The 26892-nt window shown below is 58.0% G+C and carries 28 protein-coding genes and 1 tRNA gene; 11 read left to right on the top strand and 18 right to left on the bottom strand.

Translation table 11 applies throughout. The features are described from left to right. The first annotated feature begins 2 nt into the window (after positions 1–2). Both mdtO and CWM54_RS11500 read left to right on the top strand, forming a co-directional pair. Positions 3–1940 (top strand): multidrug efflux transporter permease subunit MdtO, encoded by a 1938-nt coding sequence (gene mdtO, locus CWM54_RS11505; RefSeq protein ID WP_100680724.1) that lies wholly within the window; start codon positions 3–5, stop codon positions 1938–1940. Continuing rightward, positions 1937–3385, top strand: coding sequence for an MdtP family multidrug efflux transporter outer membrane subunit (locus CWM54_RS11500; RefSeq protein WP_100680723.1), 1449 nt, complete (start codon positions 1937–1939; stop codon positions 3383–3385). Before mdtO ends, CWM54_RS11500 begins: the two co-directional genes overlap by 4 nt. Positions 3386–3447: 62 nt before the next feature. Here CWM54_RS11500 and CWM54_RS11495 read toward each other — a convergent pair whose 3' ends face one another. The 5 genes from CWM54_RS11495 to CWM54_RS11475 all read right to left on the bottom strand — a co-directional run bounded on the left by CWM54_RS11495 (position 3448) and on the right by CWM54_RS11475 (position 8088). Then, complete coding sequence (locus CWM54_RS11495; protein WP_061153372.1) at positions 3448–3747, bottom strand: DUF1889 family protein; 300 nt, start codon at positions 3745–3747, stop codon at positions 3448–3450. A 184-nt stretch (positions 3748–3931) separates the two neighbouring features. Next, on the bottom strand, positions 3932–5485 hold the full coding sequence (locus CWM54_RS11490; RefSeq protein ID WP_100697139.1) for a peptide MFS transporter: 1554 nt from the start codon (positions 5483–5485) through the stop codon (positions 3932–3934). A 497-nt stretch (positions 5486–5982) separates the two neighbouring features. Next, complete coding sequence (gene arsC, locus CWM54_RS11485) at positions 5983–6405, bottom strand: glutaredoxin-dependent arsenate reductase (RefSeq protein WP_100697137.1); 423 nt, start codon at positions 6403–6405, stop codon at positions 5983–5985. A 9-nt stretch (positions 6406–6414) separates the two neighbouring features. Next, positions 6415–7707 carry an arsenic transporter gene (locus tag CWM54_RS11480; RefSeq protein ID WP_100697135.1) on the bottom strand — a complete coding sequence of 431 codons (1293 nt, stop codon included), beginning with the start codon at positions 7705–7707 and terminating at the stop codon, positions 6415–6417. A 51-nt stretch (positions 7708–7758) separates the two neighbouring features. Continuing rightward, positions 7759–8088 (bottom strand): metalloregulator ArsR/SmtB family transcription factor, encoded by a 330-nt coding sequence (locus CWM54_RS11475; RefSeq protein WP_100697133.1) that lies wholly within the window; start codon positions 8086–8088, stop codon positions 7759–7761. A gap of 219 nt (positions 8089–8307) precedes the next feature. On the opposite strand from CWM54_RS11475, the gene CWM54_RS11470 reads away from it, so the two are divergent. After that, the gene (locus CWM54_RS11470; protein ID WP_061153370.1) at positions 8308–8601 is read left to right on the top strand and encodes a YciI family protein; all 294 of its coding nucleotides are present in this window, start codon (positions 8308–8310) and stop codon (positions 8599–8601) included. 26 nt (positions 8602–8627) lie between these two features. Then, complete coding sequence (locus CWM54_RS11465) at positions 8628–9200, top strand: DUF1349 domain-containing protein (RefSeq protein ID WP_061153369.1); 573 nt, start codon at positions 8628–8630, stop codon at positions 9198–9200. A gap of 6 nt (positions 9201–9206) precedes the next feature. Here CWM54_RS11465 and CWM54_RS11460 read toward each other — a convergent pair whose 3' ends face one another. After that, positions 9207–9482 carry a hypothetical protein gene (locus tag CWM54_RS11460; protein WP_074387624.1) on the bottom strand — a complete coding sequence of 92 codons (276 nt, stop codon included), beginning with the start codon at positions 9480–9482 and terminating at the stop codon, positions 9207–9209. 170 nt (positions 9483–9652) lie between these two features. Next, a complete protein-coding gene (locus CWM54_RS11455; RefSeq protein ID WP_061153367.1) occupies positions 9653–10552 on the bottom strand; it encodes a LysR family transcriptional regulator in 900 nt (299 codons plus the stop codon). Between the two features lie 138 nt (positions 10553–10690). Here CWM54_RS11455 and CWM54_RS11450 point away from each other — a divergent pair, with 138 nt between their 5' ends. From CWM54_RS11450 to CWM54_RS11440, 3 genes are all read left to right on the top strand, one after another. Then, on the top strand, positions 10691–10999 hold the full coding sequence (locus tag CWM54_RS11450) for a superoxide dismutase (protein WP_004151785.1): 309 nt from the start codon (positions 10691–10693) through the stop codon (positions 10997–10999). A 2-nt stretch (positions 11000–11001) separates the two neighbouring features. Continuing rightward, positions 11002–11565 (top strand): NAD(P)H-dependent oxidoreductase, encoded by a 564-nt coding sequence (locus CWM54_RS11445; RefSeq protein WP_061153366.1) that lies wholly within the window; start codon positions 11002–11004, stop codon positions 11563–11565. A gap of 102 nt (positions 11566–11667) precedes the next feature. Next, positions 11668–12471, top strand: a complete 804-nt coding sequence (locus CWM54_RS11440; RefSeq protein ID WP_100680719.1) for a carboxymuconolactone decarboxylase family protein — start codon at positions 11668–11670, stop codon at positions 12469–12471. 351 nt (positions 12472–12822) lie between these two features. Here CWM54_RS11440 and CWM54_RS11435 read toward each other — a convergent pair whose 3' ends face one another. After that, the gene (locus tag CWM54_RS11435) at positions 12823–13752 is read right to left on the bottom strand and encodes a LysR family transcriptional regulator (protein WP_100697131.1); all 930 of its coding nucleotides are present in this window, start codon (positions 13750–13752) and stop codon (positions 12823–12825) included. Positions 13753–13881: 129 nt separating this feature from the next. Between CWM54_RS11435 and CWM54_RS11430 the strand changes: the two genes are divergently transcribed. Then, positions 13882–15270 (top strand): MFS transporter, encoded by a 1389-nt coding sequence (locus tag CWM54_RS11430; RefSeq protein WP_100697129.1) that lies wholly within the window; start codon positions 13882–13884, stop codon positions 15268–15270. 164 nt (positions 15271–15434) lie between these two features. Here the strand turns inward: CWM54_RS11430 and CWM54_RS11425 are convergent. Further along, positions 15435–15508, bottom strand: a tRNA-Gly gene (locus tag CWM54_RS11425). Positions 15509–15588: 80 nt separating this feature from the next. Then, positions 15589–16302, bottom strand: a complete 714-nt coding sequence (gene actS / locus CWM54_RS11420; protein WP_061153362.1) for an amidase activator ActS — start codon at positions 16300–16302, stop codon at positions 15589–15591. A gap of 278 nt (positions 16303–16580) precedes the next feature. On the opposite strand from actS, the gene idi reads away from it, so the two are divergent. Next, positions 16581–17135: an isopentenyl-diphosphate Delta-isomerase gene (idi, locus tag CWM54_RS11415; RefSeq protein WP_100680716.1), complete on the top strand. Its 555-nt coding sequence runs from the start codon at positions 16581–16583 to the stop codon at positions 17133–17135. A 231-nt stretch (positions 17136–17366) separates the two neighbouring features. On the opposite strand, the gene lysS is transcribed toward idi, so the two are convergent. From lysS to xerD, 5 genes are all read right to left on the bottom strand, one after another. Further along, complete coding sequence (lysS, locus tag CWM54_RS11410; protein ID WP_100697127.1) at positions 17367–18884, bottom strand: lysine--tRNA ligase; 1518 nt, start codon at positions 18882–18884, stop codon at positions 17367–17369. 9 nt (positions 18885–18893) lie between these two features. After that, positions 18894–19992 (bottom strand): peptide chain release factor 2 gene (gene prfB / locus CWM54_RS11405; RefSeq protein WP_100631279.1). Its coding sequence is split into 2 segments (ribosomal slippage): positions 18894–19916 and positions 19918–19992, totalling 1098 coding nucleotides; the frame shifts between segments, so codons are not numbered across the junction. An 85-nt stretch (positions 19993–20077) separates the two neighbouring features. Further along, positions 20078–21811 (bottom strand): single-stranded-DNA-specific exonuclease RecJ, encoded by a 1734-nt coding sequence (gene recJ, locus CWM54_RS11400; protein ID WP_100697125.1) that lies wholly within the window; start codon positions 21809–21811, stop codon positions 20078–20080. Positions 21812–21816: 5 nt separating this feature from the next. After that, on the bottom strand, positions 21817–22530 hold the full coding sequence (gene dsbC, locus CWM54_RS11395) for a bifunctional protein-disulfide isomerase/oxidoreductase DsbC (protein ID WP_061153358.1): 714 nt from the start codon (positions 22528–22530) through the stop codon (positions 21817–21819). Between the two features lie 22 nt (positions 22531–22552). Continuing rightward, the gene (gene xerD, locus CWM54_RS11390; RefSeq protein WP_043876074.1) at positions 22553–23449 is read right to left on the bottom strand and encodes a site-specific tyrosine recombinase XerD; all 897 of its coding nucleotides are present in this window, start codon (positions 23447–23449) and stop codon (positions 22553–22555) included. 100 nt (positions 23450–23549) lie between these two features. Here xerD and fldB point away from each other — a divergent pair, with 100 nt between their 5' ends. Next, positions 23550–24071 carry a flavodoxin FldB gene (gene fldB / locus CWM54_RS11385; protein WP_008806427.1) on the top strand — a complete coding sequence of 174 codons (522 nt, stop codon included), beginning with the start codon at positions 23550–23552 and terminating at the stop codon, positions 24069–24071. Positions 24072–24077: 6 nt separating this feature from the next. Here the strand turns inward: fldB and CWM54_RS11380 are convergent, their stop codons facing one another. Then, positions 24078–24488, bottom strand: coding sequence for a protein YgfX (locus tag CWM54_RS11380; protein ID WP_002916310.1), 411 nt, complete (start codon positions 24486–24488; stop codon positions 24078–24080). After that, positions 24469–24735: an FAD assembly factor SdhE gene (gene sdhE, locus CWM54_RS11375; RefSeq protein ID WP_002916312.1), complete on the bottom strand. Its 267-nt coding sequence runs from the start codon at positions 24733–24735 to the stop codon at positions 24469–24471. Before sdhE ends, CWM54_RS11380 begins: the two co-directional genes overlap by 20 nt. Positions 24736–24980: 245 nt before the next feature. Here sdhE and ygfZ point away from each other — a divergent pair, with 245 nt between their 5' ends. Continuing rightward, a complete protein-coding gene (gene ygfZ / locus CWM54_RS11370; RefSeq protein ID WP_061153357.1) occupies positions 24981–25964 on the top strand; it encodes a tRNA-modifying protein YgfZ in 984 nt (327 codons plus the stop codon). A 142-nt stretch (positions 25965–26106) separates the two neighbouring features. On the opposite strand, the gene trhA is transcribed toward ygfZ, so the two are convergent. Beyond that, positions 26107–26766: a PAQR family membrane homeostasis protein TrhA gene (trhA, locus tag CWM54_RS11365; RefSeq protein ID WP_061153356.1), complete on the bottom strand. Its 660-nt coding sequence runs from the start codon at positions 26764–26766 to the stop codon at positions 26107–26109. Between the last annotated feature and the right edge of the window lie 126 nt (positions 26767–26892).

Here is a 26892-nt window from a genome sequence, read left to right as displayed (position 1 = left end):
CTATGTTTCCTCTCGCCCATTTTTTACGCCAGGAGCTGCGCGACGCGCCAGGACGCGCCAGCTACACGCTGCGCCTGACGCTGAGCTGCGCGGTGCTCATCACCCTGTTTATGACCCTGCAGATCCCCTTCCTGGCCGTTGCGCTGATCGTCGTGTTCTACGTCAGTCAGCCTAACGTGTTGATGATCAAGCTGGTCAGCGTGGTCTTTTTTGTCACCGTCACCGTGGCGCTCGGCGGCGTACTGCTGATCATCAAGTGGACCTATGACTACCCGCTGATCCGTCTGGCGGCCTCCGTGGCGCTCTTTTTCTGCGCCATCTACCTGATGCGGGTGCTGGGTAAGCTGGGACTGGCTTTTTTCGTGGTGGCGCTGGCGGTGATTTACGCTCAGACCTTCCCGTCAATGACCAGTCAGAGCGAAATCCTGGTGCGGCTGCTGCTCTGGCTGTGGGTGGCGATTAACACCGCGATCCTCGTCACTTTGCTGGTCAACGCCTGTTTTCAGCAGGCCTTTCCCGGCAACCAGTTTAAGGCGCGCCTGGCAGGGATGCTGCACGAGGTCGCCCGGCGGCTGACGGCTCCTGGCGATGAAGCGCCACCGACCTTCGGCGAGACCGCCGCGCAGTTCAACCAGCTGCAGTCGCTGTTCGCCCAGGCCAGCCGGGCCACGCCGGAGATAGCCGCCGAACCGCAGGCCTGGCGCTCGCGGCTGGCCGCCACCCTGCGCTGCTACCAGCTGGCGGCGCTGCTGCAAGCGGACGAGGCGGATAGCGACGATCGTCAGCAGTTGTCGCAGGCGGTACTGAAGCTGAAGAGTGCCCTCAGCGAGGAACAGTTTGACGGCGCTATTCCTCCCCTGACGCTCAGCGGTCGTGGCATTAATCGCGCCGTTCTGCAGGAGATGGCTACCCTCCTGCAGCAGCTGGCGCAGGGTGAGCCCGTCGCCTTGCCGCAGGGTGAGGTGGAGAAGGCGCCCCTGCTGGCGCCGGATGCCTGGCGCAACCCGGCTTATCTCCATTTTGCGCTCAAGACCCTGCTGGCGACGCTAATCTGCTATGTCTTCTATACCGCTGCCGACTGGCAGGGGCTGCACACCATCATGCTGAGCTGCGTCATCGTCGCCCAGCCCGGGCTGGGCGCCACGATGCAAAAGACATGGCTACGCATCGGCGGGGCGCTGCTCGCCACCCTGCTGGCGCTGCTGTTAATCGTTTTTGTCCAGCCCTGGACCGATTCGCTGTCGGGCCTGCTGGCGATGTCCCTGCCGGTGCTGGCGCTGGCGGCGTGGATTGCCGCCGGCTCGGAGCGTATCGCCTACGCCGGGATCCAGATTGGTTTCACCTTTGCGCTGGCCTTCCTCAGCTGGTTTGGCCCGCTGACGAACCTCACCGAGCTGCGGGATCGGGTGCTCGGCATCCTGCTCGGGGTGCTGGTCTCCTCCATTGTCCATTTGTATCTCTGGCCGGACAGCGAAGCGCCACAGCTGAAATCCCGTCTTGCGGCGCTTTATCGCCGGCTGGCGGACTGTCTCGCCGCCCCGAAGGAGGCGGTGCCGCTGGCCCCTCTGTTTGTCGCCTTCACCGACAGCGAAGCGCTGCTCCATCGGGTTCGCGCTGAACCGCTGGGCACCTGGGCCCATCCCTGGCCCCAGGCGAAAGGCTGGCCGATGCGCGCCACCCTCGCCCAGGCCGAGGAGATCGCCCGCCTCAGCGAAGGCTATCGGCTCAACGCCGCGCCGGGAGACCCGACGCTGGCCCGCTGCGCCGAACAGCTGCGGCGCTACGCCGAACGTATCGAACAGGAGGCGGCAGCACCTGACGGGACGCTGGCCGCCGATCTCAGCAACCCCTTTGGCCCGGCGCTGGCTGCCGCGCTGGCCACCCTGCCCGACTGGGGCCCGACACCGATAGCGACTGAGCAACAGGCTAAAACGTCATGATGATGCTTCCTTTCCCCGCGCGACTGCGGGTCACTCTCTTTACCCTGACGCTGACGCTGCTCAGCGGCTGCGCGCTGATCCAGGATGAGCCTTCCCAGGTCGCCATCGTCAATCCGCAGCAGGCCCAGCTGGCCCAGGTGATCCACCTGGCGAACAGCGACTGGCCGGCAGCCCGCTGGTGGGAGGCCTATGATGATCCTCAGCTCAACCTGCTGATCAACCGGGCGCTGCAGAACTCGCCGACCATGCAGGCCGCCCGGTTGCGCATCTCCCAGTCGCAGTCCACGGTGGAACTCGCCCAGTCGGCAATGGGCCTGCAGGCCACCGCTGTCGCGGCGCAAAACCGCCTGCGGATCACCGACAAATCCTTTAGCTGGCCCTACTCGTACTCCCTGCCGGTGGATAAGAACGGTCCCTGGTATACGCTGAATACCGTTGGCGTCGGGGCGCAGCTGAATATCGATCTCTGGGGAGCCGATCGCGCCCGGGTCGCCGCCGCCATTGGCGAGAAAAATGCCCGGCTGGCGGAAACCGCCGGCATTGAGCTCGACATCGCCAGCAGCGTGGCGCAACTCTATTTCGCCATGCAGGCGACGTTCCAGAAAATCGCGCTGCTGCAGGAGCTGGAGGGTATTGCCCAATTCTCGGTAGCGGCCCACGAGCACCGGACCCAACGCGGCGTGGAAGACAGTGTGGATGTGGCCAATGCCCGGGCCGAGCAGCTCGCCGCTCGCCAGCAGATCATTAGCGCCGAGGGAACGCTGACCCTGTATCGTGAAACCCTGCGGGCGCTGATCGGCGCCGATGCACAGAGCATGCCGGCCATCCATCCGGTGGCGCTGCCGGCGCTCCAGGAGACGCTGCCGCCATCGCTCTCATTCGAGCTGCTGGCCCGCCGCCCGGACCTGCAGGCGCTGCGCGGCTACGTCACCGCCTCCCTGAGCCAGGTCGATGCGGCGAAAGCGGCCTTCTATCCTCATTTTGATATCAAAGCGTTCTGGGGATATAACGCCCTAAGCGTCGGGGATCTGTTTAAGTCCTCTTTCCAGCAGATCAACCTGCTGCCCGGGCTGTATCTGCCGATCTTCGACGGCGGTCGTCTGAACGCTAATCTGCAGTCGGTGCGCACCGCCAGCAACATCCTGATCAAACAGTACAACCAGGCGGTGCTGGACGCAGTTCGCGATGTCGCCATCAGCTCCAGCCAGCTTAACGATCTGAACCAACAGCGTGCGCTGCAGCAGCTAAAAGTCACCGCGGCGCAGACCACCACCGACAGCGCTCGCGCCCATTATCAGCGCGGCCTGCTCAGCCGCTACGCCGCCGAAGAAGCCCGCCGGGCGGTCCTCGTCCAGCAGCTGTTGCTGCTGGACATTGAGGCCCAGCAGCTAAGCACCGACATTACCCTGATCAAAGCCCTGGGCGGCGGCTATCGCGGGCAGTAACAAAAATGCCTTCCCAATAGGGGAAGGCATTAAGCTGAAGAGGCGGGGTGGATGCGCGGCGATTACACCAGGGCGCGCAGCTCCTCCTGCATATAGGTGGAAAAGAATTCCGGATGCTTGATGACCATCCGCTCGCCGGCGGCGACCCGTTCAGCCCATTCCGCCACTTTGTCGGTAAACCCGGCGCTCCAGCCCTGCTGCTGACCGCGTTCAGCGACGTCGGCCGGGGTGGCGGGCACGCCCAGTTCTTTCAAATATTTGAGAATTCCCTTCGCGGTACTTTCATCCATAGACTGTGGTACTGGCTCAGACGTATTCATACCACCAATAAAATCCAATGCTTTATCAATGACTGCTGGCATAGGTGTGTCCTTATATTAACCACATAGTAAACCTGACTACACTATGGACCGGAAAGCGACGTAATTTCAAAGAACACGCTCACGTTATGGGACATCGCGCATTCTGAAAAACGGATTTTGTTCTGCTGAGGCGGGTTTCGTGCAAAAAATAAGCCGGCCCCGTAGGGCCGGCCTGAGGAGCGCGTCAGGCGTTGCTGACGGATTTTTGCCCGGCGCTGGACCGACTGTTCTCCAGCATCCGGCGGACCGGGACAATCAGCACAGCCAGCACGGCGGCGCAGATCAGCAATGCGATGGAGCAGCGGGCGAAGAGGTCAGGCAGCAGCGACAGCTGATCGGCCTTCACATGACCGCCAATCAGGCCCGCCGCCAGGTTACCCAGCGCGCTGGCGCAGAACCACAGCCCCATCATCTGGCCGCGCATTCTCTCCGGCGCCAGCAGGGTCATGGTCGCCAGACCAATCGGACTCAGGCACAGCTCACCGAGCGTCAGCATCAGGATGCTGCCCACCAGCCACAGCGGCGACACACCGGCCCCGCCGTTACTCAGGACGTTCTGCGCCGCCAGCATCATCAGGCCAAAGCCCGCCGCGGCGCACAGGATACCAATGACGAATTTGGTCATACTGCCCGGACGCACGTTTTTGCGCGCCAGCGCAGGCCACGCCCAGCTGAATACCGGCGCGAGCAGAATGATAAATAAGGCGTTAATCGACTGGAACCAGACCGCAGGGATCTCAAAATCACCGATCATCCGGTTGGTGTAGTCGTTGGCAAACAGGTTAAAGGAGGTCGGTTTCTGTTCAAACGCCGACCAGAAAAAGGCCGCCGAGACCAGCAAAATAAAGCACACCAGCAGGCGCGCCCGCTCTTTACGATTCAGCCCGGCGAAGACGAACAGCCAGATGAAATAGAGCGCTACGGAGGCGGCAATCACATAGACCAGCACGCTGGCCACCGCCACCGGGTTAATCACGATCGTGCCCAGGCTAATGAGCGTGACCAGCACCGCCACTCCCAGCGCCAGCGCCAGCAGCCACGCTCCGACGCCATTCTTTTTCGCCACCGGGCTGTTCCAGGTGGAATCAAGGCCGACCTCCGCGTCATAGCGCTTCATCGACGGCACGGCAAAGACGCGGAAAATGACCAACGCCACCAGCATCCCGATCCCCCCGATGCCGAAGCCCCAGTGCCAGCCATGGGATTTAATCAGCCAGCCGGAGATCAGCGGCGCAATAAACGAGCCGATGTTGATCCCCATGTAGAACAGAGAAAAACCGCCGTCGCGACGCGCGTCGCCTTTTTTATACAGGGTGCCGACCATCACCGAGATACAGGTTTTAAACAACCCGGAACCGAGGACGATAAACATTAGGCCGATAAAGAACAGGTCGTTGCCCAGCCATGCCGACAGGGCGATCGACAGGTGCCCCAGCGCAATCAGGATAGAGCCGTACCAGACGGCCCGCTGCTGACCAAGCCAGTTATCCGCCAACCAGCCGCCCGGCAGCGCGGCCAGATACATACTGCCGGCAAAAATTCCGACGATCGCCGAGGCGTTCTCCCGCGCCAGTCCCATCCCGCCGTCGTACACCGTCGCCGCCATAAACAAGATCAGTAAGGGACGGATGCCGTAAAACGAGAAACGCTCCCACATTTCCGTGAAAAACAGGGAGCCCAGGGGGTAAGGATGACCTAAAAAGGTTCGGCTTTCGTTTTTATTAACAGAGGAATGCATAAATTCTCCAGGTAAGGTGCGCCACAGCGCAAGTTAACCGTATAAAGCGGGCTGACGATTTATAATTTGTTTGCATTAACATAAACTACAAGAATTTTTAACTATTTGATAACCACGCAATGGTTTTGTCCAGCCCCACACCCTCTCTTTTTAGATGAAAACTCGACAAACATCTAGTTTTACAGATTTAACGCTCGCAAAAACGCAAACGACGTTGACTTTATATTTTCAGGCCAAAAACTAAAGTTATTAATTAAAAACAATATGTTAACTTATTATCAAAGGACACAGACAGCCGGTTCAGACGGGGAAGATAACGGCAGGAAGAGTAAGGGAAATGAGCGTAATGATGAAGAAATGGCGTTAAGCGGCAATATTGCTTAGCAATGCGGACCTCCCCCTGGGGAGAGGTCCGGGCTTTGCCCGGGGAACATTCCGCCATGCCGGGACAAAAACGACATGCAGAGGATGATGGAGGCCAGCGGCTAAAGCCGGCGCTATTTCACACGCTGCCCCGCGGCATCAATGACTTGCTCACCGTCTTCCTTAAAGAACGCGCCTTTTTGCGCCGCCGCCAGGATCTCCAGCACCACCTCTGACGGGCGGCAGAGTCGAGTGCCCCGCGGCGTCACCACGATCGGACGGTTAATCAGGATCGGATGCAGAAGCATAAAGTCGATTAACTGGTCGTCTGTAAACCGATCGTCCGCCAGACCCAGCGCGTCGTAGGGTTCCACATTTTGCCGTAGCAGGGCACGTACCGGGATCGCCATCGCGGCAATAAGCTGGCATAGCTCATCGCGCGACGGAGGCGTCTCCAGATAATAAATAATGGTGGGCTCGGCGCCACTGTTGCGGATCAGCGCCAGCGTATTACGCGAGGTCCCGCACTCCGGGTTATGGTAAATGGTGATGCTCATAGCACGTTCTCATGGCAGGTTGAAGGAGAGACGCAGCGCCAGCGCGGCCAGCGTCACAAGCAGCACCGGCAGGGTCATGGTGATGCCGCAGCGAAAATAATACCCCCAACCGATGGTGATGTGCTTTTGCGCCAGCACATGCAGCCAGAGCAGCGTGGCCAGGCTACCAATCGGCGTGATCTTGGGCCCCAGATCGCAGCCGATGACGTTGGCATAAATCATGGCCTCTTTGATCGTCCCTGTGGCCGCGCTGCCATCAATCGACAGGGCGCCGACCAGCACGCTGGGCATATTATTCATTATTGAAGAGAGGAAGGCCGACAGGATACCGGTGCCCAGCGTCGCGGCCCAGAGCCCGCGTTCCGCCAGCATGTTCAACACCGTGGTCAGATAATCCGTTAACCCGGCATTACGCAGGCCATACACCACCAGATACATTCCCAGCGAGAAGATCACGATCTGCCAGGGAGCGCCGCGTAGCACCTTGCTGGTGTTAATCACCCGTCCGCACTTCGCGACAGCAAACAGGATCCCCGCCCCTAGCGCTGCGATGGCGCTGACCGGGATCCCCAGCGGGTCAAGAACGAAAAAACCGACCAGCAACAGCAGCAGCACGCCCCAGCCGGTGCGGAAGGTCGCCGGATCTTTTATCGCCGTGACCGGCGCTTTCAGTAACGCCATATCCCAGGCTGGCGGGACATCCTTGCGAAAGAACAGGTGCAGCATCGCCAGGGTGGTGAGGATCGCCGCGAGATCGACCGGCACCATCACCGAAGCGTACTCCCTGAAGCCGATGGCAAAGAAATCTGCCGAAACGATATTCACCAGATTCGACACCACCAGCGGCAGGCTGGCGGTATCGGCAATAAATCCGGCGGCCATGACAAAGGCCAGCATCGTTCCCTTGCTGAATCCCAGCGCTCGCAGCATGGCAATCACGATAGGGGTGAGGATCAGCGCCGCGCCGTCGTTGGCAAACAGCGCCGCCACCGCGGCGCCGAGCAGGATAATCCAGGTAAACAGCAGACGACCCCGCCCTCTTCCCCAGCGGGAAACGTGCAGCGCGGCCCATTCAAAAAAGCCAGACTCATCAAGCAGCAGGCTGATAATGATAACGGCGATAAATGTGGCGGTCGCATTCCAGACGATATGCCACACCACCGGGATATCGGCTAGTTGTACTCCACCGGTGGCCAGCGCCAGCGCCGCACCAAAGGCCGCGCTCCAGCCGATCCCTAAACCCCGCGGCTGCCAGATCACCAGCACCAGGGTCAGGACAAAAATCGCACCTGCCAGCAACATTCTTCCCCCGCCAATCACATTCGAAAAAACAGATATATTTAGGTAAAATTTTTACTGACAACCCGCCCCGCCAGCCAGTCTGCTGACCATCAGCCGCACATCGTCCTGCTGACTGAGCCAGGCCTGCTCTATCACCTGCGCCGCCCAGGCTGGCATCTGCGGAGAGAGGCGGTAATGGACCCATTTACCCTGTTTACGATCCAGCAGCAATCCGCTCTCCCGCAGCATCGCCAGATGGCGAGAGATCTTGGGCTGGGACTGGGCGAGCGCCGTACAGAGATCGCAAACACACAGCTCTCCACGCGCCTTGAGCAGCAATACGATCCCCAGCCGGGTTTCATCGGCGAGGTTTTTGAACAGTTGCAGGGGCAATAAAGACATGATTTCTCCTCAAGCGTGACAGACAGCATACGAAACCACCAATAAAGATCAATATACATTCGTAAAAACATATGTGTTATTCCACGCCTGCGATAAGCCTCTATTAAGTGGCTACACGCCATCCCTTGCTCAATAGCACGGAAAAATGCCGCGCTTTCTTTTATCCCTCATCGAAATGTGTCAGGCTGGAGATCCCATCGGATTGACAGGGTTTTCAGGATGAGTACGATTTATGTAGTTGTTTTAACGTATATAAAACCGCTCGAAGAGGTGGATGACGCCATTCCCGCGCACGTCGAATGGCTCAAAAAAGGCTATGCTGACGGCCTCTTTCTCGCCTCTGGCCGCCGCCTTCCCCGCACCGGCGGGGTGATTCTGGCGAAATGTGACAGCCGGGAAATTCTGGAATCGCGTCTGAGTCAGGACCCCTTCCAGCAGCTGGGTCTCGCCCGTACAGAGATTATTCCCTTTGAGGCCAGCATGGCGTCACCCGCGCTGCAGTCATTGTTATAGGTCGTCTGAACGGTTCCGGAGGATAAATGCAGCCGTCATTTCACTGGATCAATGAACCTGCCGAATGGCGCTGCACTTCCGGCGGTCTGACGGTGGTCACCGATAAGCATACCGACTTCTGGCGCCATACCTGGTATGGCTTCGAGCGCTTCTCTGGCCATCTTTACGCTGCTGAGGTGGAAGGGGATTTTACCCTGCAGGCAAAAATATGTGCGGATTTCACCACGCTTTACGACCAGGCCGGGCTGATGATGATGGCGGACGAGCAGACCTGGCTGAAGGCGGGAATTGAATTCAATGACGATGCCCCGGCCATCGGCAGCGTACTGACGCTGAATCACTCCGACTGGGCCACCGGGCTTTTTCCCGGCGATCCACGCACCTTCTGGCTGCGGCTGACCCGCAAAGGCGATGCGTTAAGGCTGCAATATTCGACTGACGGCGAGCGCTGGCCGCTGCTGCGTCTGGGATACTTTCCGCCAGGCCCGGTGAAAGCGGGCGTCATGTGCTGCTCACCGGAGCGTGGCGGACTGGCGGTTGAGTTTCAGGATATTCAGCTTTCCCCGCCATCAGACAAAGCGCTGCACGATCTGAGCTGAGCGGCGCTAGCGGGAGGACCTGACTTTCTCTGCATCCTGGGTGCCAGGATTGCAGGGTTCGCTGGTGCCAGGCAGGTAAAAATGGCCGTGCTTATCAGGATCGGTGCCACCCGGGCACCCTGCCCGGCCCGATGAGTTATCGCTATTGCCACCGTCTGAACCGTTGCCGCCGTCGGCGCCAGCGATCACCGACTGGCCGTTATGGCCACCGTGAACGCCCTGCGCTGCACTGGCCGAAAACGCCACCAGCGCGAACATACAGACCATTAAGCGTCTGCCCATTGCTGCCTCTCCCTTATTGATATTTCCCGCCCATCGCGTTGACGATGGGATGGCCGTTGAACGGCAAAATGCACCGCGATAAAAACTGATTTATCCGCATGGAGTATAGGGTTAAGACTGAGGGAAAGACAGGGCCGGCGCCTTCAGACATTTCGCACGCAAAATAGCCTCTATTCCGCGGTATGCGCTATCAGAAAATCAATCAGGGCTTTCACTCTTTTCGTTCTGCCCGCGTTTTTCGGGTAATAGAGATAAACCGGCGGGTAGGTTTTCCAGTAGTCTTCCATCACCGGTATAAACTGTTCTCGATCGGGCTGAAGCCGCCAGATGGGTTCAAATAAGCGGCCAATCCCCAGTCCATGGCGGATACCATCTGCCATGACGTCAATATCATTGCTGATTAACTGTCCGGGCATCTCGACGGTCAGTTGCTCGCCGTGGTCATTGAGGATCAGCGGCAGGATGCGGTTGTTGGTAATAAAGCGATAGCCAATCAGCCGGTGGTGGTTGAGATCGGCGGGCACCGCAGGCACGCCATATTCGGCCAGATAGGCTGAGGAGGCATATAACCCTTCCCGAAACGGCTTCATTAACGGGCGGGCGACCACTCCGCCTTCGAGAATATCGCCAAAGCGGATCCCCAGGTCGAATCGTTCTTCAATGATATTAACGGTACCGTCATAGACCGATATTTCCAGCTGGATCCCCGGATATTGCTGACAAAATGCCGCCATCGCCGGTTTCAAAATAAGCAGGTAGGCAAAGCGCGAGAGGGTTATTCTCACTGCTCCGGAGGGTTCCTGATTCTGGTCGCGGAGGCTCTCCAGCGATGTTTCCAGAACCTCCACCGCCGCCGCAGTCTGCTCCAGCAGCTGTTGCCCGGTTTCCGTCAGCTCGATTCGCCGGGTAGTGCGCACAAAAAGCGGATGACCAATGTGCTCCTCCAACAGCTTGAGCGCATTGCTGACTGACGGCGGCGTGATTTCTAATTTCCTCGCGGCGGCCGAGATATTGCCTTCGCGCGCAATGCTCTGAAAGATGCGTATCTGATTATAAAGGGCGTTATTCATAGCATTTCCTTAAGCCAACCTCGCCTGATTATTAAGTACAGGCTAAATATTCTTAAGTCAATGACCGCCTAATCTTCGCCAGCTGTGGCTCGTATACTTTTGTCTCTTCCCGCTGATAACTGAATTCTGGAGACCATCATGCGAATTTTATGTCTGGATATTCCCGCGCCCGGCGCGACGCTGGAACACTATGCGCCGCATCTTACCGCGGAAGCCCTGCATGCCTGGGGACTGTATAAGTCTGGCTTTATCCGTGACATTTATTTCCGTCAGGACAGACCCGGCGTCGCTATTTTCCTCGAATGCGACACCGTGGAAGAGGCGAATAACGTCATGGCCGAATTTCCGCTGGCAAAAGCGGGTTTATTAACCTTCGAGTGTATTCCACTCGGCTCGTTTATTAGCTGGGAAAACCTCTTCTCTGCCGAATTTAAACATCAGGAGTAACGATGGAAAGGCCTCATATCCTTGTCGTTTCCGGGCATCCGGACCTCAACCATTCCATCGCCAACACCACCATCCTCGACGAAGTGGCGACCGCCCTGCCCGACGCGGAAATCCGCCGTCTGGACTGGCTCTATCCGCACGGCAACATCAACATCACCGCAGAGCAGGAAAGCCTGCTCAGGGCCGATGTGATTGTCTGGCAGTTTCCTTTTTCCTGGTATGGGCTGCCCGGGTTAATGAAACAGTGGCTGGACGAGGTCTTTGTTCACGGCTTTGCTCACGGCTCAACGGCGAAACTGGGCGGTAAAAAGCTCCTTCTCTCTTTCACTACCGGGGCACCGCAGGCGCTCTACACCACTGACGGTTTCTTTGGCCACGCCATTGAAGAGTACCTCCTTCCTTTCGAGACCACGGCCAGGCTGTGCAATCTTGAGCTGCTGGCACCGGTTTATACCTGCGGCATCAGCTACGCCGACCGGGATGCCGACAAAATCGCCCAGCAAAAGGCGCGTGCCCGGGAACACGCGGCCAGACTGATCGCGCAGCTTAAATCCCTGGCCGAATAAACTAAAGCAGCAAATGAAGATGCCGTTGATAGCGCTAAATCTTCTGCAAAGCAAAGGCATGGGTGCAGTCGTTTTTCGTTCTTTCAGCAGGGAGAATAAAACATGAAAAGGGCGATTGCCGCGGCGGTCATGTCGCTTGTACTGTCTGATTTTGCTTATGCCAACGAAAAAAGAGATCAAATGATGATGAAAATACCCCCTTCCACTCTTTCGGACGCTGACATTCACGCGGTCTCCCCGGCGCTGGCACGCTTCGGCCGTGAAGCGATTACTAACGACCTGTGGCAACGTGACGCCCTGTCCACCCGCGACCGCAGCATCGTGACTGTGGCCATGCTGATTGCCCGCAACCAGCCAGGCGAGCTTAAGCACTATATTGAAGTCGCCCTCGATAGCGGTGTAACGCCAGCGGAAGTATCAGAGATCATTACCCATCTGGCGTTCTACTCAGGTTGGCCCAATGCGATGTCAGCCGTCAGCGTGACCAAAACGATCTTTGCAGCCCGCGGCATCACGGCAGAGGCCCTGCCCGCCGCCTCGCCGACACTGCTGCCACTCAATGAACAGGTAGAGAAACAGCGTGCAGAGACCGTGGAGAAAAATGTCGGTCCCATTTCGCCTGGCCTGGTTAAATTTACCGCCGACCCGCTGTTTCTCGACCTCTGGCAACGGCCCGCGCTTACGCCCCGCGACAGAAGTCTGGTGACGGTCAGCGCGTTAATCGCCGCCGGACAGAGCGCGCAGATTGGCTACCACCTAAACAGAGCCATGGATAATGGGCTTTCGGCTGAAGAGGCCGGAGAAGTGGTCGCCCAGGCGGCGTTCTACGCGGGATGGCCAAATGCGTTTACCGCTGCCCCGGTGGTCGGTGAAGTGTTGCGATCGCGCGAGAGCAAAGCTGAATAAAAAAGGATAAAGGACAGGAAAGCTGTCCTTTATTTATCAGTTTAAAGGTAGCACGAGGGCTTTCGATTAAATCTCGCGGAAAGGACATAAACGGTCTATCGACGCGTGGAAACTTCGATCGTGAGTCTGTTCACATCGCTCATTGAGAAAATTTCCGTTCCGTATGCCGTCATGAGTCTCATCCTTTGAAAGTAGCGATCGCTGTGGTGAGACGGTAGCGCGGACATGTCTATTTGGTCAGAGATGGACATCTCAATTTAGCTACTACACCGCTACTTCGTTTGATTTTTTTATCTTAAATATCAGTAATTTGAACTATTCATTTAATATAAATTGATGTTATAGCAATCGCTATACAGGCTCCTTAGTCATGACTGACCTCCCCACACCGCATATCGCAAGAATTTGCTCTCTCAGCCAGCGGTGACCGGGGTCGCGTTCCATTCTTGGGTGCCACATCTGCGATACCGTAATACGACGGCTTTTGAACGGCAGCTCGAAAACGTGTACCTGGTCCGTTACCTGCTGATTGAGTAAATAGAGTGCGGGTATCATGGCGATAAGATCCGATTCCAGCGCCACGGACAGTGCCGTCGGAAATCCCGGTACGACGCTCGCAATTTTACGTTTTGTCCCCAGTTCGGCCAGCGCATCGTCAACGGATCCGTGCAACGCGCCCTCGGGTGACGCTATCACATGGCCCCAGGCGACATAATCACCCACGCCTATTTCTGCCTGCTTAGCCAGAGGGTGCCCTTTACGCACGACGCCAACAAACCGATCCTCAAACAGTCGTTGCAGCCGTATTTCTGGCCCCATATTACTCTGAACGCCAATCTCCAGATCAACCAGCCCTTCCCGAAGATAGCGCGACGTTTTTTCCGGCTTAGGCGCGAAGCGTATACAGACGTCCGGCGCGGCATCGGCAACCGCGGCTATGAGCGCAGGCCCAAACGCCACCACAAAACCATCGTTTGCCCTGATGGTAAAAAGACGCGCCAGACTTCTCGCGCTGAACGTTTCCGTTGAGGGCTGCAATACCGCCCTGACCTCGTGCACTGCACGCCTGGCGCGATCCCGGGTCGCTTCGGCCCACGGGGTCAGTACCATGTTACGCCCGGCGCGCACCAGGATCGGGTCTCCTGTGACATCGCGTAACCTGCTTAATGTCCGGCTCATGGCCGAGGTGCTGAGGTTCAGACGACGAGCCGCTCCTGCGACACTCGCTTCACTCAGCAATATGTCGAGTGCTACCAGCAAATTAAAATCGGGATCAGACATCACCCTTCCTCCCAGCACATTAAGATAAGGCGTTTGATGCAACAATAAAGTGAAAGTAGTGCGCCTTCCGCCCAGTAAAAGCCATCTTTATAGTTTTGTCATCCATACACTCTTCTCAGAGGACAAATGATGACGCTCTTTTCCAGTCAACCCGGCGACGAAGGACTGCCTGGCCCGGCGCGCGCACGGGTGATGGCCGCAATAATGACCACCACCTTAATGGGCGTGTTTGATGGCACCATGATCAACATTGCCCTCCCCTCAATGGCTCAGGAGATGCAGGTACCTGCCAGTATTGCCGTCTGGTTCGCCAACGGGTATCTGCTGGCGGCTGCGATGACGCTGGCGATATTCGCGGCGCTTGCGGCCCGCCTGGGTTATCGCCCCGTATTTCTGGCGGGCCTGACGACCTTTACCCTGACATCACTGGGTTGCGCGCTGGCGAATAAGCCCGAAGTGCTAATCGGTATGCGCGTACTTCAGGGGATCGGCGGCGCGGCGACGCTGAGTATTGCCCCCGCAATACTCAGGTCCGTATTTCCCGGACGATTACTTGGCCGCATTCTGGGGTTCCATGCCCTGCTCATTGCCTCCAGCTCCGCTATCGGCCCGGTATTGGGCGGTACGATCCTTCACACCCTGAGCTGGCAATGGCTGTTTGCGATAAACGTTCTTCCCGGCACCCTCGCCTTACTGCTGGCGGTCAGAGCGCTGCCGCGTGATGCGATCCGTATGCAGGCGCCCTTCGACACCCTGGGCGCCATATTGTCGGCGCTGCTGTTGGGTTCGACGATCATGGCGGCGAACAGCCTACAGGACGCTACTTATCAATTCGGCAGCCTTTGTTGGATGGCTCTCGCTGCGCTGAGCGGCATGGCTTTTATCTGGCAAATCCGCCGCACGGGTCATCCCTTACTGCCGCCGACCATGTTTAAAAATGAACGTTTTACCCTCGCGGCCTTCACGTCGATGATTGCTTTTGTCAGCCAGGGGATCACTTTTATTGCGCTGCCCTTCCTGTTTCAGAGCGAATACGGCTACAGTCCGGTGATGTCTGCCCTGCTGTTTACGCCGTGGCCGTTAGGGATCGTGCTGATTGCGCCGCATGCAGGCCGTTGGGCGGACACGATATCAGCCCCGGCGATATCCACCCTGGGGCTGGTGATTTTTGTCGTCGGTTTGATCCTGCTGGCGACGTTACCCGCCAGCCCTTCAATGTGGGATATCTGCCTGCGAAGTCTGGTGTGCGGAATAGGGTTTGGCTGCTTTCAGAGTCCCAATAACCGGGAAATGCTCTCAAACGTTATTCGTGAGCACGCGAGTTATGCGTCCGGTGTTTTATCCATTATGCGCACTTTCGGGCAGTGTCTGGGAGCCGCCGCCGTAGGCGTTCTGCTGGCAGCAGATGAAAGGTCAATTCATGTTGCGCTGTGGTGCGCTGCCGCGGCCTCTGCGGTATCGGTCATCGTCAGCGCGAGCCGGTTGCGTAAAATTACTCATCCTGCGGAAACAGGATAAATGCGAAAATATCACTAAACGCTACTCCAGCGCCAGCAGCGCAAGACGCTGATCCCGCAACCAAAGTGGAGTCCTCCGTCGGAGTTCAATAGACTAACAGAATGCTATAACCGCTGATTTATCAAGGGAAAATTGAGTTGGGTAGACTTCAGGAGACTTGAGTTTGGAGCGGGCGAAGGGAATCGAACCCTCGTATAGAGCTTGGGAAGCTCTCGTTCTACCATTGAACTACGCCCGCGAAGAGGTGCGAGAAGCATTATAGCCCTTACGCACCCTGTGACAAGCCCGCCGGATGCTGACTGGCGATAAAATAACCTTTTAGCACTTAGGTTTACTGCCCTGCGGCGGCAGATAGCGCAGCGGATCGATGGCCGTCGCCCGATAGCGGATCTGGAAATGCAGGCGCACTGAATCAGCATCCGTACTGCCCATGGTGGCAATTTGCTGGCCGGCCTTCACGCTCTGGCCATTATTCACCATCAGCTTATCGTTGTGGGCGTAGGCGGTGATGTAATCCTCACTGTGCTTAATCATGATCAGGTTGCCATAGCCGCGCAGCTGGTTGCCGACGTACACCACCTTGCCCGCCCCGGCGGCATACACCGGCTGCCCGCGGGTCCCGGCAATATCAATGCCCTTATTGCCGCCATCGGCGGTGGAATAAGGCAGGACCACTTTGCCACTGGTCGGCCAGCGCCAGCAGCGCTGTCCCACCGGCGGCCAGGAGGATTGAGGTACCGCAGAAGAAGGGGTGACCGCCGCAGTGCGCGTAGAGGAAGACTTTTTCTTCGTCGTCTTTGACGCGCCACTACCGTTAAGCTTCAGCTTCTGCCCCACCTCAATGGTGTAAGGCGGGGAGATGTTATTCAGGCGAGCCAGATCGCGAACGCTGGTGCCGGTGGTGCGGGAGATGCCATACAGGGTATCGCCACGTTTGACGGTGTAGGTCGCACCGGAATCGGAGGTGCTGGAGCAACCGACCAGCACCAGACTTGCCACCAGCATCAGTGTCATATAAAAGCGTTTCATCATCAGGCATCCTGCACTTAACACAACCACTTACCTCGCAACCAGGGCGATTATCATACCAGTCCGCGGCGCAAGGCGTCATCCCTGATGGCTAACAGATGCCCCTCAGGCATCGCATGCGGCCAGCGACGGAAAGATTCACGCCCGTACCACGCGTCGTGAGACCAGCCTCCAGGGCTTGTTTTGGTAATGCCTTTCTGCCGTTTATGGGCTACCCTAATGGCCTGTGTACATGACCCGGCGGGTTTGTGCCGGGTCATTTTTTATTTTCAGGAGTCGTCATGGCCGGGGAACACGTCATTTTACTGGATGAGCAGGATCAGCCTGCCGGTATGCTGGAGAAGTATGCCGCCCACACGCTTGATACCCCTTTGCATCTCGCGTTTTCCTGCTGGTTGTTTAATCGGCAGGGTCAGTTTCTGGTCACCCGTCGTTCGCTGGGCAAAAAAGCCTGGCCCGGGGTGTGGACTAACTCGGTCTGCGGACACCCCCAGCAGGGCGAGACCTTCGAGCAGGCCGTCACACGCCGCTGTCGTTTCGAGCTCGGCGTGGAGATCGCCGATATCGCGCCGATTCACCCGGCCTTCCGCTACCGGGCGGTCGCCCCGAACGGTATCGTTGAGAACGAAGTGTGTCCGGTGTATGCCGCGCGCGTAGTGAGCGAAGTGCAGCCTAACGATGATGAAGTCATGGACTATCAGTGGGTTGACCTGCCAACCATGTTAAGCGCGCTGGCCGCCACGCCGTGGGCGTTTAGCCCGTGGATGGTGCTGGAAGCCGAAAACCAGGACGCCCGCCAGGCGCTGAACGACTTCGTTGCGCGTCTGCGCGCGTAAGCTGACTATTCTCGCAGCCGCCCCCCCTACCTGTCATCATTGCCTGGCGGCGCTACGCTTGCACAGGCCTACGGTTCTGCGCCGTTGCGTAGCCCGGATAAGGCGTTTTACGCCGCTATCCGGGATCCCCCGGCTTGCGCTGCGCTGAGCCGGGCTACGTCAGGCTTCGGACCTCACATCAGACATAAAAAAACCCGGCAAGCCGGGTTTTTTGTCTTTCGCGAGACGCGATTATTTCTGCGGACGCATCGCCGGGAACAGGATCACGTCGCGGATGGTGTGGCTGTTGGTGAACAGCATGACCATACGGTCGATACCGATACCCAGACCAGCGGTCGGCGGCAGGCCGTGTTCCAGCGCGGTGACGTAGTCTTCGTCGTAGAACATCGCTTCGTCGTCGCCAGCGGCTTTCGCATCAACCTGATCCTGGAAGCGCTGCGCCTGATCTTCAGCGTCGTTCAGCTCGCTAAAGCCGTTACCGATCTCACGACCGCCGATGAAGAATTCAAAGCGGTCGGTGATTTCCGGGTTCTCATCGTTACGGCGCGCCAGCGGAGAAACTTCTGCCGGGTATTCGGTGATGAAGGTCGGCTGGATCAGGTGTGCTTCCGCCACTTCTTCGAAGATCTCGGTCACGATACGGCCCAGACCCCAGCTCTTCTCAACTTTAATGCCGATGGACTCAGCGATCGCTTTCGCGGAATCGAAGTTATCCAGATCCGCCATCTCGGTTTCCGGACGGTATTTCTTGATCGCTTCGCGCATGGTCAGTTTTTCGAACGGCTTGCCGAAGTCGAACACCTGGTCACCGTAAGGCACTGCGGTGTTACCGAGGATATCCTGCGCCAGGGTGCGGAACAGGGATTCGGTCAGCTCGATCAGATCTTTGTAATCCGCGTACGCCATATAGAGTTCCATCATGGTGAACTCTGGGTTATGACGAACGGAAATCCCTTCGTTACGGAAGTTACGGTTGATCTCGAAGACGCGTTCGAAGCCGCCAACCACCAGACGCTTGAGGTACAGTTCCGGCGCGATACGCAGGTACATGTCCAGATCCAGCGCATTGTGATGGGTGATGAACGGACGCGCGGAAGCGCCGCCCGGGATCACCTGCATCATCGGGGTTTCCACTTCCATAAAGCCGCGGCCAACCATGAACTGACGGATACCCGCCAGGATCTGCGAACGCACTTTGAAAGTATTGCGGGATTCATCGTTGGAGATCAGATCGAGGTAACGCTGACGATAGCGCGCTTCCTGATCCTGCAGGCCGTGGAATTTGTCCGGCAGCGGACGCAGGGCTTTGGTCAGCAGACGCAGCTCGGTACAGTGAATGGACAGCTCACCGGTTTTGGTCTTGAACAGCTTACCGCGGGCGGCAATGATGTCGCCAAGATCCCATTTTTTGAACTGGTCGTTATAAACGCCTTCCGCCAGGTCATCACGCGCGACGTACAGCTGAATACGGCCGCCAACGTCCTGCAGGGTAACGAAAGACGCTTTACCCATAATACGACGGGTCATCATGCGGCCAGCAACGGCCACTTCAACGTTCAGCGCTTCCAGCTCTTCGTTTTCTTTCGCATCGAAGTCAGCGTGCAGTTGGTCAGAGGTATGGTCACGACGGAAATCGTTCGGGAAAGCGACGCCCTGCTCACGCAGCGTGGCCAGCTTCTCACGGCGGGTTTTCAGTTCATTATTAAGGTCAATTGCCGCGTCAGCGCCCTGTGCTTGTTGTTCAGACATGTTGGTTCCTCATAACCCTGCTTTCAAACTTGCTTCGATAAATTGGTCCAGGCTGCCGTCGAGCACCGCCTGAGTGTTGCGGGTTTCCACCCCGGTACGCAGATCTTTAATACGCGAGTCGTCCAGCACGTAAGAGCGGATCTGGCTGCCCCAGCCGATGTCGGACTTGTTGTCTTCCATCGCCTGCTTCTCGGCATTTTTCTTCTGCATTTCCAGCTCATAAAGCTTCGCTTTCATCTGCTTCATGGCCTGGTCTTTGTTCTTGTGCTGTGAACGGTCGTTCTGGCACTGCGTCACTAAGCCGGTCGGAATGTGGGTGATACGCACCGCGGATTCCGTACGGTTAACGTGCTGTCCACCGGCGCCGGATGCGCGATAAACGTCGATACGCAGATCGGCCGGGTTAATTTCGATATCGATATCGTCATCCACTTCCGGATAAACGAACGCCGAGCTAAAGGAGGTATGACGACGGCCGCCGGAATCGAACGGGCTTTTACGCACCAGGCGGTGAACACCGGTTTCCGTACGCAGCCAGCCATAGGCGTAATCGCCAATGATTTTGATGGTCACGGATTTAATGCCCGCGACTTCACCTTCGGATTCTTCGATGATTTCGGTCTTAAAGCCGCGTGCTTCCGCCCAGCGCAGGTACATGCGCGTCAGCATGCTGGCCCAGTCCTGGGCTTCGGTGCCGCCAGAACCGGCCTGAATGTCGAGGTAGCAATCGGCGCTGTCGTATTCGCCGGAGAACATGCGGCGGAACTCAAGCTGCGCCAGCTTCTCTTCCAGCCCGTCCAGCTCAGCAACCGCTTCGTTGAAGGTCTCTTCGTCTTCGGCTTCAACCGCCAGCTCCAGCAGACCAGCCACGTCTTCCAGCCCCTGGGACATCTGATCCAGGGTATCCACGATGGCTTCCAGGGAAGAACGCTCTTTACCCAGCGCCTGGGCGCGTTCCGGTTCGTTCCAGACGTCCGGCTGTTCCAGCTCGGCGTTTACTTCTTCGAGACGCTCTTTCTTGGCATCGTAGTCAAAGATACCCCCTAAGAACGTCGGAGCGCTCCGTGAGGTCCTGAATGCGGTTTTTTACCGGATTTATTTCAAACATGGTCGGTTTCTTTTAATGGATTTGTCAAAATGCGGTGATAAGAGCGGAATTCTACCGGATTCGCGCCCTTATTAATACACTGTTGTCAATTTGGCCAGAGGTGATCGATGATCAGCTGCAGGCTGCGGTTGCCGCGGAACTCGTTGATGTCGAGCTTGTAGGCTAACTGCACTTCGCGCACGCCGTTGTCCGGCCAAATGGAAGTATCAACGTTGAAAGCAATACCGTCCAGCAGCGGCCCGCCGCCAACCGGTTCGACCATCACTTTCAGGTGACGCTCGCCTACCAGCCGCTGCTGCAGCAGGCGAAAACGGCCATCAAACAGCGGTTCCGGGAACATCTGCCCCCATGGTCCGGCATCGCGCAGCATCTGCGCCACTTCCATGCTCATCTCCGTCGCCGCCAGCGGGCCGTCGGAGACCACCTCGCCCTGCAATAATGCGGGATCCAGCCATTCGGTCACCAGCTCGCCGAAGCGCTGCTGAAACTCCTCAAAGCGCGCCTCTTCCAGCGATAAACCCGCCGCCATCGCATGGCCGCCGAACTTCAGGATCAGTCCCGGATAGAGCGTATCCAGGCGCTCCAGCGCATCGCGCATGTGCAGCCCCTGAATAGAGCGGCCGGAACCTTTCAGCGTGCCGTCGCCGGTCGGCGCAAAAGCGATAACCGGGCGATGGAAGCGCTCCTTAATGCGTGATGCCAGAATGCCGACCACCCCCTGATGCCACTGCGGATGGTACATCGCCAGCCCGCCAGGCAGGGTGTCGCTGCTACGTTCCAGTTGCTGACACAGGGTCAACGCTTCGGCCTGCATCCCCTGTTCAATCTCTTTACGCGTCTGATTAAGCGCATCGAGCTCATTGGCTAACACGCGCGCTTCGCCGATGTTATCGCACAGCAGCAGCGCGACGCCGACGGACATATCATCCAGCCGCCCCGCCGCATTCAGGCGCGGCCCGAGGGCGAACCCGAGGTCGCTGGCCGCCAGTTTTTGCGGGTCGCGGTTGGAAATTTCCAGCAGCGCTTTAATGCCTGGGCGACATTTACCGGCGCGAATGCGGCTTAATCCCTGCCAGGTCAGAATGCGGTTATTGGCATCCAGCGGCACGACGTCCGCGACGGTGCCAAGCGCCACCAGATCCAGCAGCTCAGCCAGGTTTGGCGCGGCGATACCGCGGGCGTCGAACCAGCCTTTATCGCGCAGGAAGGTACGCAGCGCCAGCATCAGATAGAACGCCACCCCAACCCCGGCCAGCGATTTTGACGGGAAGTCGCAATCGCGCAGGTTAGGGTTAACGATGGCCTCGGCCGCCGGTAGCGTCTCGCCCGGCAGGTGGTGATCGGTCACCAGCACCGGAATGCCCAGCGCATGGGCATGGTCGACGCCGGCATGTGACGAAATGCCGTTGTCGACGGTCATGATCATCTGCGCGCCACGGGCGTGCGCCTGATCGACCACTTCCGGGCTTAAGCCGTAGCCGTCTTCAAAACGGTTCGGCACCAGATAGGAGACGTTGCCATAGCCCAGCGCACGTAAGGCGAGCACACTGAGCGCGGTGCTGGTGGCGCCGTCGGCGTCAAAATCGCCGACCACGACAATGTGCAACCCATTCTCGAAAGCGTCGTGCAGCATCTCAACCGCTTTTTCAACGCCGGTGAGCTGCGCCCACGGCAGCATGCCTTTGACGCTGCGCTCCAGCTCCTGCGCACTGCGCACCCCGCGGCTGGCATACAGCCGCTGCAGCAGCGGCGGCAGGTCGGCGGGGAGATCGACGCCGTCAACCGCCTCACGGCGGCGTAGTTGTATCTGTTGTTTCACGCGAATCAGTTACCGCTTGTCTGTTTTTTATGCTCGTCGAGGAACGCTTTCAGCTCTTTCGGCCCCTGATAGCCCGGCAGCACCATACCGTTGCTGAGGACCATCGCCGGGGTGCCGTTGACGCCCATCTGCACGCCGAGGGTGTAATGTTTAGCGATATCCACGCTGCAGCTTGCCGGCTGCACGCCTTTGCCGTTCATAGCGTCATCCAGCGCTTTGTTGCGATCTTTCGCGCACCAGATGGCTTTCATGTCCTGCTCGGCCTGGCTTTGCAGCCCCTGGCGCGGGAAGGCCAGATAGCGCACGGTAATGCCCAGCGCGTTGTAGTCGCTCATCTGCTCGTGCAGTTTATGGCAGTAGCCGCAGGTGATGTCGGTGAAGACGGTAATGACGTGCTGCTCCTTCGGCGCTTTATAGACAATCATCTCGTTGCTCAGCGCGTTCAGCTTACCGACCAGCAACTGGTTGGTGACGTTAACCGGCTGCGCGCCGCTCACATCGTACATCGGCCCCTGGATGATGTGTTTGCCATCGTCAGTGACGTACAGGACGCCGCTGTCGGTCAACACCGTGCTCATCCCGGAAACCGGCGACGGTTGGATATCGGTACTCTGCACACCCAGCTTCGCCAGCGACTGTTTGATCGCCGCGCTATCGGCATGCGCCGCGCCGGAAAGCGAGGCCGCCAGCAGAGTGAACATCAATAAACCTTTTTTCATACTCAGTCCTTTTGTTCAGCACTCACGCCCGCGGGTGGTGCTGTTGATGAAGTTGTCGCAGACGCTCGGTCGCCACGTGGGTGTAGATCTGCGTGGTGGAGAGATCGCTGTGTCCTAACAGCATCTGCACCACGCGCAGGTCGGCGCCGTGATTGAGCAAATGCGTGGCGAAGGCATGGCGTAATACGTGCGGGGAGAGTTTCGCGCTGTCGATCCCCGCCAGGACGGCATAGTGTTTAATGCGGTGCCAGAAGGTCTGACGCGTCATCTGCTGTGCGCGCTGGCTGGGAAATAAGACATCCGACGCCACGCCGTTCAGCAGCCACGGGCGACCGTATTCGAGGTAATTTTCCACCCACATTACCGCCTCTTCGCCCAGCGGCACCAGCCGTTCTTTGTTGCCTTTACCAATGACCCGCAACACGCCCTGACGCAGGCTGATATCGCTCATCGTCAGGCCAACCAGCTCCGAGACGCGCAGGCCGGTGGCATACAGTACCTCCAGCATCGCCTTATCGCGTAATTCCAGCGGTTGCTCCACCAGCGGCGCCTGCAGCAAGCGTTCAACCTGCGCCTCGCTGAGATCTTTCGGCAACCGCTGCGGCAGCTTCGGCGAAGCCAGCAGCGCGCTGGGATCGTCCGGGCGAATTTTCTCCCGATACAGATGCTGGAAGAACCGGCGCACGGCGCTGAGCAACCGCGCGGTGCTGGTGGCTTTGTAGCCGCCGGACTGCCGCTCGGCCAGCAGCGCCTGCAGATCGTCGCTGCCGACGCTTACCAGCGACAGGCCGCGATGGTGCAGCCACTCGACTAACATCGTCAGATCGCGACGGTAGGCGCTGAGCGTATTCTCCGCCAGATTCCGCTCCAGCCAAAGGGCATCGAGAAACTGTTCGATTTGTGCCAGATCCTGTTTCACATCGGCCTCTTTGTTCGTTATACGGTCTCATTATGCCTTAAGAGGCCGCCTTTCTGGTACACTGGGCGCAATTCACGGCAAGAATTGAGACGTTTACGCGATGAATATAGGTCTTTTTTACGGCTCCAGTACCTGCTACACCGAAATGGCTGCGGAGAAAATCCGCGATATCATCGGCCCCGAGCTGGTGACGCTGCACAATCTGAAAGACGATTCCCCCGCGCTGATGAGCCAGTACGACGTACTGATCCTCGGCATCCCGACCTGGGATTTCGGCGAAATTCAGGAAGACTGGGAGGCGGTCTGGGAGCAACTGGATACCCTGGACCTGGAAGGCAAAATCGTCGCGCTGTACGGCATGGGCGATCAGCTGGGCTATGGTGAATGGTTCCTTGACGCACTGGGCATGCTGCACGACAAGCTGGCGACCAAAGGCGTGAAATTTGTCGGCTACTGGCCAACCGAAGGCTATGAGTTCACCAGTCCAAAACCGGTTATCGCCGATGGCCAACTGTTCGTTGGCCTGGCGCTGGATGAAACCAACCAGTACGACCTGAGCGACGAGCGCATCCAGAGCTGGTGCGAGCAGATCCTTGGCGAAATGGCCGAACACTTCTCCTGACGCCGCTTACTCCTGCGCCGGTTTTTGCAGCACCAGCCGGCGCAAATCTCGCCATTCTCCGGCATCCATACTATCCGCCGCCAGCCACAGATGCTGTCCGCGCCGGGTATCGACATGGCGTAACCGCAGCAGCATACCGCTATTGATGACCCACGGCGTCCCGAGGATCTCCCATTCGGCGTTTTGCCAGCGAAGACGGGAATCGGTGAGCAGTTTTATCTCTCCGCGACGGGCATGGATCCGCCGCTGGCTGCGCACGCAGTCAAACACCACCAGCGACAACAGCAGCAGCCAGATCGGGGTGTAGCTCAGCGGCCAGGGGACCAGCAGCACCAGCGCCGCCACAACGCCGTGGAGCAGCAGGGAAAACCACTGCGCGCGCCAGGAGATACGGAGATCAGATTGCCACAGGACCACGTTCCCGATTCCGTGTCTGAATTAAGGTTACCATCCGCTGCAGCTCCGCATCGGCCGGTTTGCCGTGGTTCATCAGCCAGTTGAACAGATCCGGATCGTCATTTTCCAGCAGGCGAATGAACAGCTGTTTGTCAGCGTCGCTGAGGGTATCGTACTCATACTCAAAGAACGGCATGATGGAGATGTCGAGTTCGCGCATCCCGCGGCGGCATGCCCAGTGGATACGTGCTTTATTGTTAATGTCCATGTTGACCTTCCAGCAGCAAAATATAGGTTAGTTTAACCCGTTTTATGCCGTAACTTTACAGGAATATCGCTGAATGCGAGCATCATTCCATAAAAACCATAAAATAATGATGGGCTTATTGATTCCCTGCGTCAGGCGGCTGTCTCACGCCAGCGCACAAATGGCCTGTTGAAAGCACTTGCAATGCACTATAGCTCTTTTACCATTGGTCACACACACTGCGTTAAGCGATTCAGGATATGACTATGGCTTTTACACCTTTTCCTCCGCGTCAGCCTTCCTCTTCCGCTCGTCTGCCGTTAACGCTGATGACCCTGGATGACTGGGCGCTGGCGACGATTAGCGGGCCGGATAGCGAAAAATATCTGCAGGGCCAGATTACCGCCGATGTGAGCAGTCTCACCGATGCTCAGCATCTGCTTGCCGCCCACTGTGACGCCAAAGGCAAGATGTGGAGCAACCTGCGCGTGTTCCGCCGCGACGGCGGCTTCGCATGGATCGAGCGCCGCAGCCTGCGCGACGTACAGCTGACCGAACTGAAAAAATATGCCGTCTTCTCCAAAGTCACCATCGCCGCCAACGACGATCTGGTCCTGCTGGGGGTGGCCGGCTTCCAGGCGCGCGCCGCGCTGGCGCCGTTGTTCGCCGCCCTGCCCGACGCGGCCACCCCGGTGGTCAGCGAAGGCGCCACCAGCCTGCTGTGGTTTGACCATCCGGGCGAACGCTTCCTGCTGGTGACTGATGTCGACACCGCTAACCGCATTACCGACGCGCTGCGCGGCGAAGCGCAGCTCAACAACAGCCAGCAGTGGCTGGCGCTGAATATTGAAGCCGGTCTGCCGGTTATCGACAGCGCCAACAGTGCGCAGTTCATTCCTCAGGCCACCAACCTGCAGGCGCTGGGCGGTATCAGCTTCAGGAAAGGCTGCTACACCGGCCAGGAAATGGTCGCGCGGGCAAAATTCCGCGGCGCCAATAAACGCGCGCTGTGGACGCTGTCAGGGACCGCCAGCCGGGTGCCGGAAGCCGGGGAAGACCTGGAGCTGAAGATGGGCGATAACTGGCGCCGTACCGGTACGGTGCTTGCGGCGGTTCAGCTGGATGATGGCCGTTTGCTGGTGCAGGTGGTAATGAATAACGATATGGAGCCAGACAGCGTGTTCCGCGTGCGCGACGATGCCGGCAGCCTGCGCATCGAACCGTTGCCCTATTCGCTGGAAGAAGAGTAGTAAGGCGTCATGATTCCCGGCTTGCGGCGCTTGCGCCTTAGCCGGGCTACCAGGCCGCATAATACCGTAGCCACGGTAAGCGTAGCGCCACCGTGGAAGTAATCAGAACGAGTCACCAAAAAGCCCCTGTTGGGGCTTTTTGTCAGTGTTGACCGATGTAAAGATAGATCGCCAGGAAGTGACACACGCTGCCGCCGAGCACGAAGCCGTGCCAGATAGCGTGGTTATAGGGAATGCGTTTGCAGACGTAGAAGATGACCCCTAGCGAGTACACCACCCCGCCGACCGCCAGCAGCGTTACGCCGCCCACCGCCAGCTTCACTGCCAGCTGATAGACCACGATAAGCGACAGCCAGCCCATGGTCAGGTAAGTCACCAGCGACAGAATTTTAAAGCGGTGCGCGATGGTCAGCTTAAACAGGATCCCCAGCAGCGCCAGGCTCCAGATGACGATCATTAGCCCCTTCGCCAGCGGTGAATTCAACCCCACCAGCAAGAACGGCGTGTAGGTCCCGGCAATCAACAGGTAGATAGCGCAGTGGTCGAACTTTTTCAGCCACTGTTTCGCCCGCTGATGCGGGATAGCGTGATAGAGCGTGGAGGCGAGGAACAGCATAATCATGCTGCCGCCGTACAGGCTGTAGCTGGTGATCGCCGTCGCGCTGGCGTTCGTGTCTACCGCCTGCACCAGCAGCAACACGAGGCCGACAATACCGAACACCAGCCCGATCCCGTGACTGATACTGTTGGCAACTTCCTCTGCCAGAGAATATCCCTGAGTGATTAATGGTTTGCGCACCATATTTGACTCCGTGAAAACAAGAACGCTTTCATTGCCCACTTAGGGTAACTGAGAATGATTCCAGTGAACACCTGTTAGCTAAAATAAAACGATGTATATTTGTAAATACATTAAAATCATAATGTT

Source organism: Klebsiella sp. D-Nf1 (assembly GCF_002810515.1).
GTDB lineage: Bacteria > Pseudomonadota > Gammaproteobacteria > Enterobacterales > Enterobacteriaceae > Klebsiella > Klebsiella variicola.
This window is presented reverse-complemented; position numbering and strand designations above follow the sequence as displayed.

Coding starts and splice junctions, on each gene's coding strand:
- CWM54_RS11470 (WP_061153370.1), top strand. CDS start 8,308: ATGAGTACGATTTATGTAGTTGTTTTAACGTATATAAAACCGCTCGAA.
- CWM54_RS11490 (WP_100697139.1), bottom strand. CDS start 5,485: ATGCATTCCTCTGTTAATAAAAACGAAAGCCGAACCTTTTTAGGTCAT.
- CWM54_RS11435 (WP_100697131.1), bottom strand. CDS start 13,752: ATGTCTGATCCCGATTTTAATTTGCTGGTAGCACTCGACATATTGCTG.
- fldB (WP_008806427.1), top strand. CDS start 23,550: ATGAATATAGGTCTTTTTTACGGCTCCAGTACCTGCTACACCGAAATG.
- CWM54_RS11500 (WP_100680723.1), top strand. CDS start 1,937: ATGATGATGCTTCCTTTCCCCGCGCGACTGCGGGTCACTCTCTTTACC.
- CWM54_RS11475 (WP_100697133.1), bottom strand. CDS start 8,088: ATGTCTTTATTGCCCCTGCAACTGTTCAAAAACCTCGCCGATGAAACC.
- arsC (WP_100697137.1), bottom strand. CDS start 6,405: ATGAGCATCACCATTTACCATAACCCGGAGTGCGGGACCTCGCGTAAT.
- trhA (WP_061153356.1), bottom strand. CDS start 26,766: ATGGTGCGCAAACCATTAATCACTCAGGGATATTCTCTGGCAGAGGAA.
- CWM54_RS11460 (WP_074387624.1), bottom strand. CDS start 9,482: ATGGGCAGACGCTTAATGGTCTGTATGTTCGCGCTGGTGGCGTTTTCG.
- CWM54_RS11465 (WP_061153369.1), top strand. CDS start 8,628: ATGCAGCCGTCATTTCACTGGATCAATGAACCTGCCGAATGGCGCTGC.
- CWM54_RS11440 (WP_100680719.1), top strand. CDS start 11,668: ATGAAAAGGGCGATTGCCGCGGCGGTCATGTCGCTTGTACTGTCTGAT.
- CWM54_RS11450 (WP_004151785.1), top strand. CDS start 10,691: ATGCGAATTTTATGTCTGGATATTCCCGCGCCCGGCGCGACGCTGGAA.
- CWM54_RS11495 (WP_061153372.1), bottom strand. CDS start 3,747: ATGCCAGCAGTCATTGATAAAGCATTGGATTTTATTGGTGGTATGAAT.
- ygfZ (WP_061153357.1), top strand. CDS start 24,981: ATGGCTTTTACACCTTTTCCTCCGCGTCAGCCTTCCTCTTCCGCTCGT.
- mdtO (WP_100680724.1), top strand. CDS start 3: ATGTTTCCTCTCGCCCATTTTTTACGCCAGGAGCTGCGCGACGCGCCA.
- sdhE (WP_002916312.1), bottom strand. CDS start 24,735: ATGGACATTAACAATAAAGCACGTATCCACTGGGCATGCCGCCGCGGG.
- dsbC (WP_061153358.1), bottom strand. CDS start 22,530: ATGAAAAAAGGTTTATTGATGTTCACTCTGCTGGCGGCCTCGCTTTCC.
- CWM54_RS11445 (WP_061153366.1), top strand. CDS start 11,002: ATGGAAAGGCCTCATATCCTTGTCGTTTCCGGGCATCCGGACCTCAAC.
- CWM54_RS11455 (WP_061153367.1), bottom strand. CDS start 10,552: ATGAATAACGCCCTTTATAATCAGATACGCATCTTTCAGAGCATTGCG.
- lysS (WP_100697127.1), bottom strand. CDS start 18,884: ATGTCTGAACAACAAGCACAGGGCGCTGACGCGGCAATTGACCTTAAT.
- idi (WP_100680716.1), top strand. CDS start 16,581: ATGGCCGGGGAACACGTCATTTTACTGGATGAGCAGGATCAGCCTGCC.
- CWM54_RS11430 (WP_100697129.1), top strand. CDS start 13,882: ATGACGCTCTTTTCCAGTCAACCCGGCGACGAAGGACTGCCTGGCCCG.
- actS (WP_061153362.1), bottom strand. CDS start 16,302: ATGATGAAACGCTTTTATATGACACTGATGCTGGTGGCAAGTCTGGTG.
- CWM54_RS11480 (WP_100697135.1), bottom strand. CDS start 7,707: ATGTTGCTGGCAGGTGCGATTTTTGTCCTGACCCTGGTGCTGGTGATC.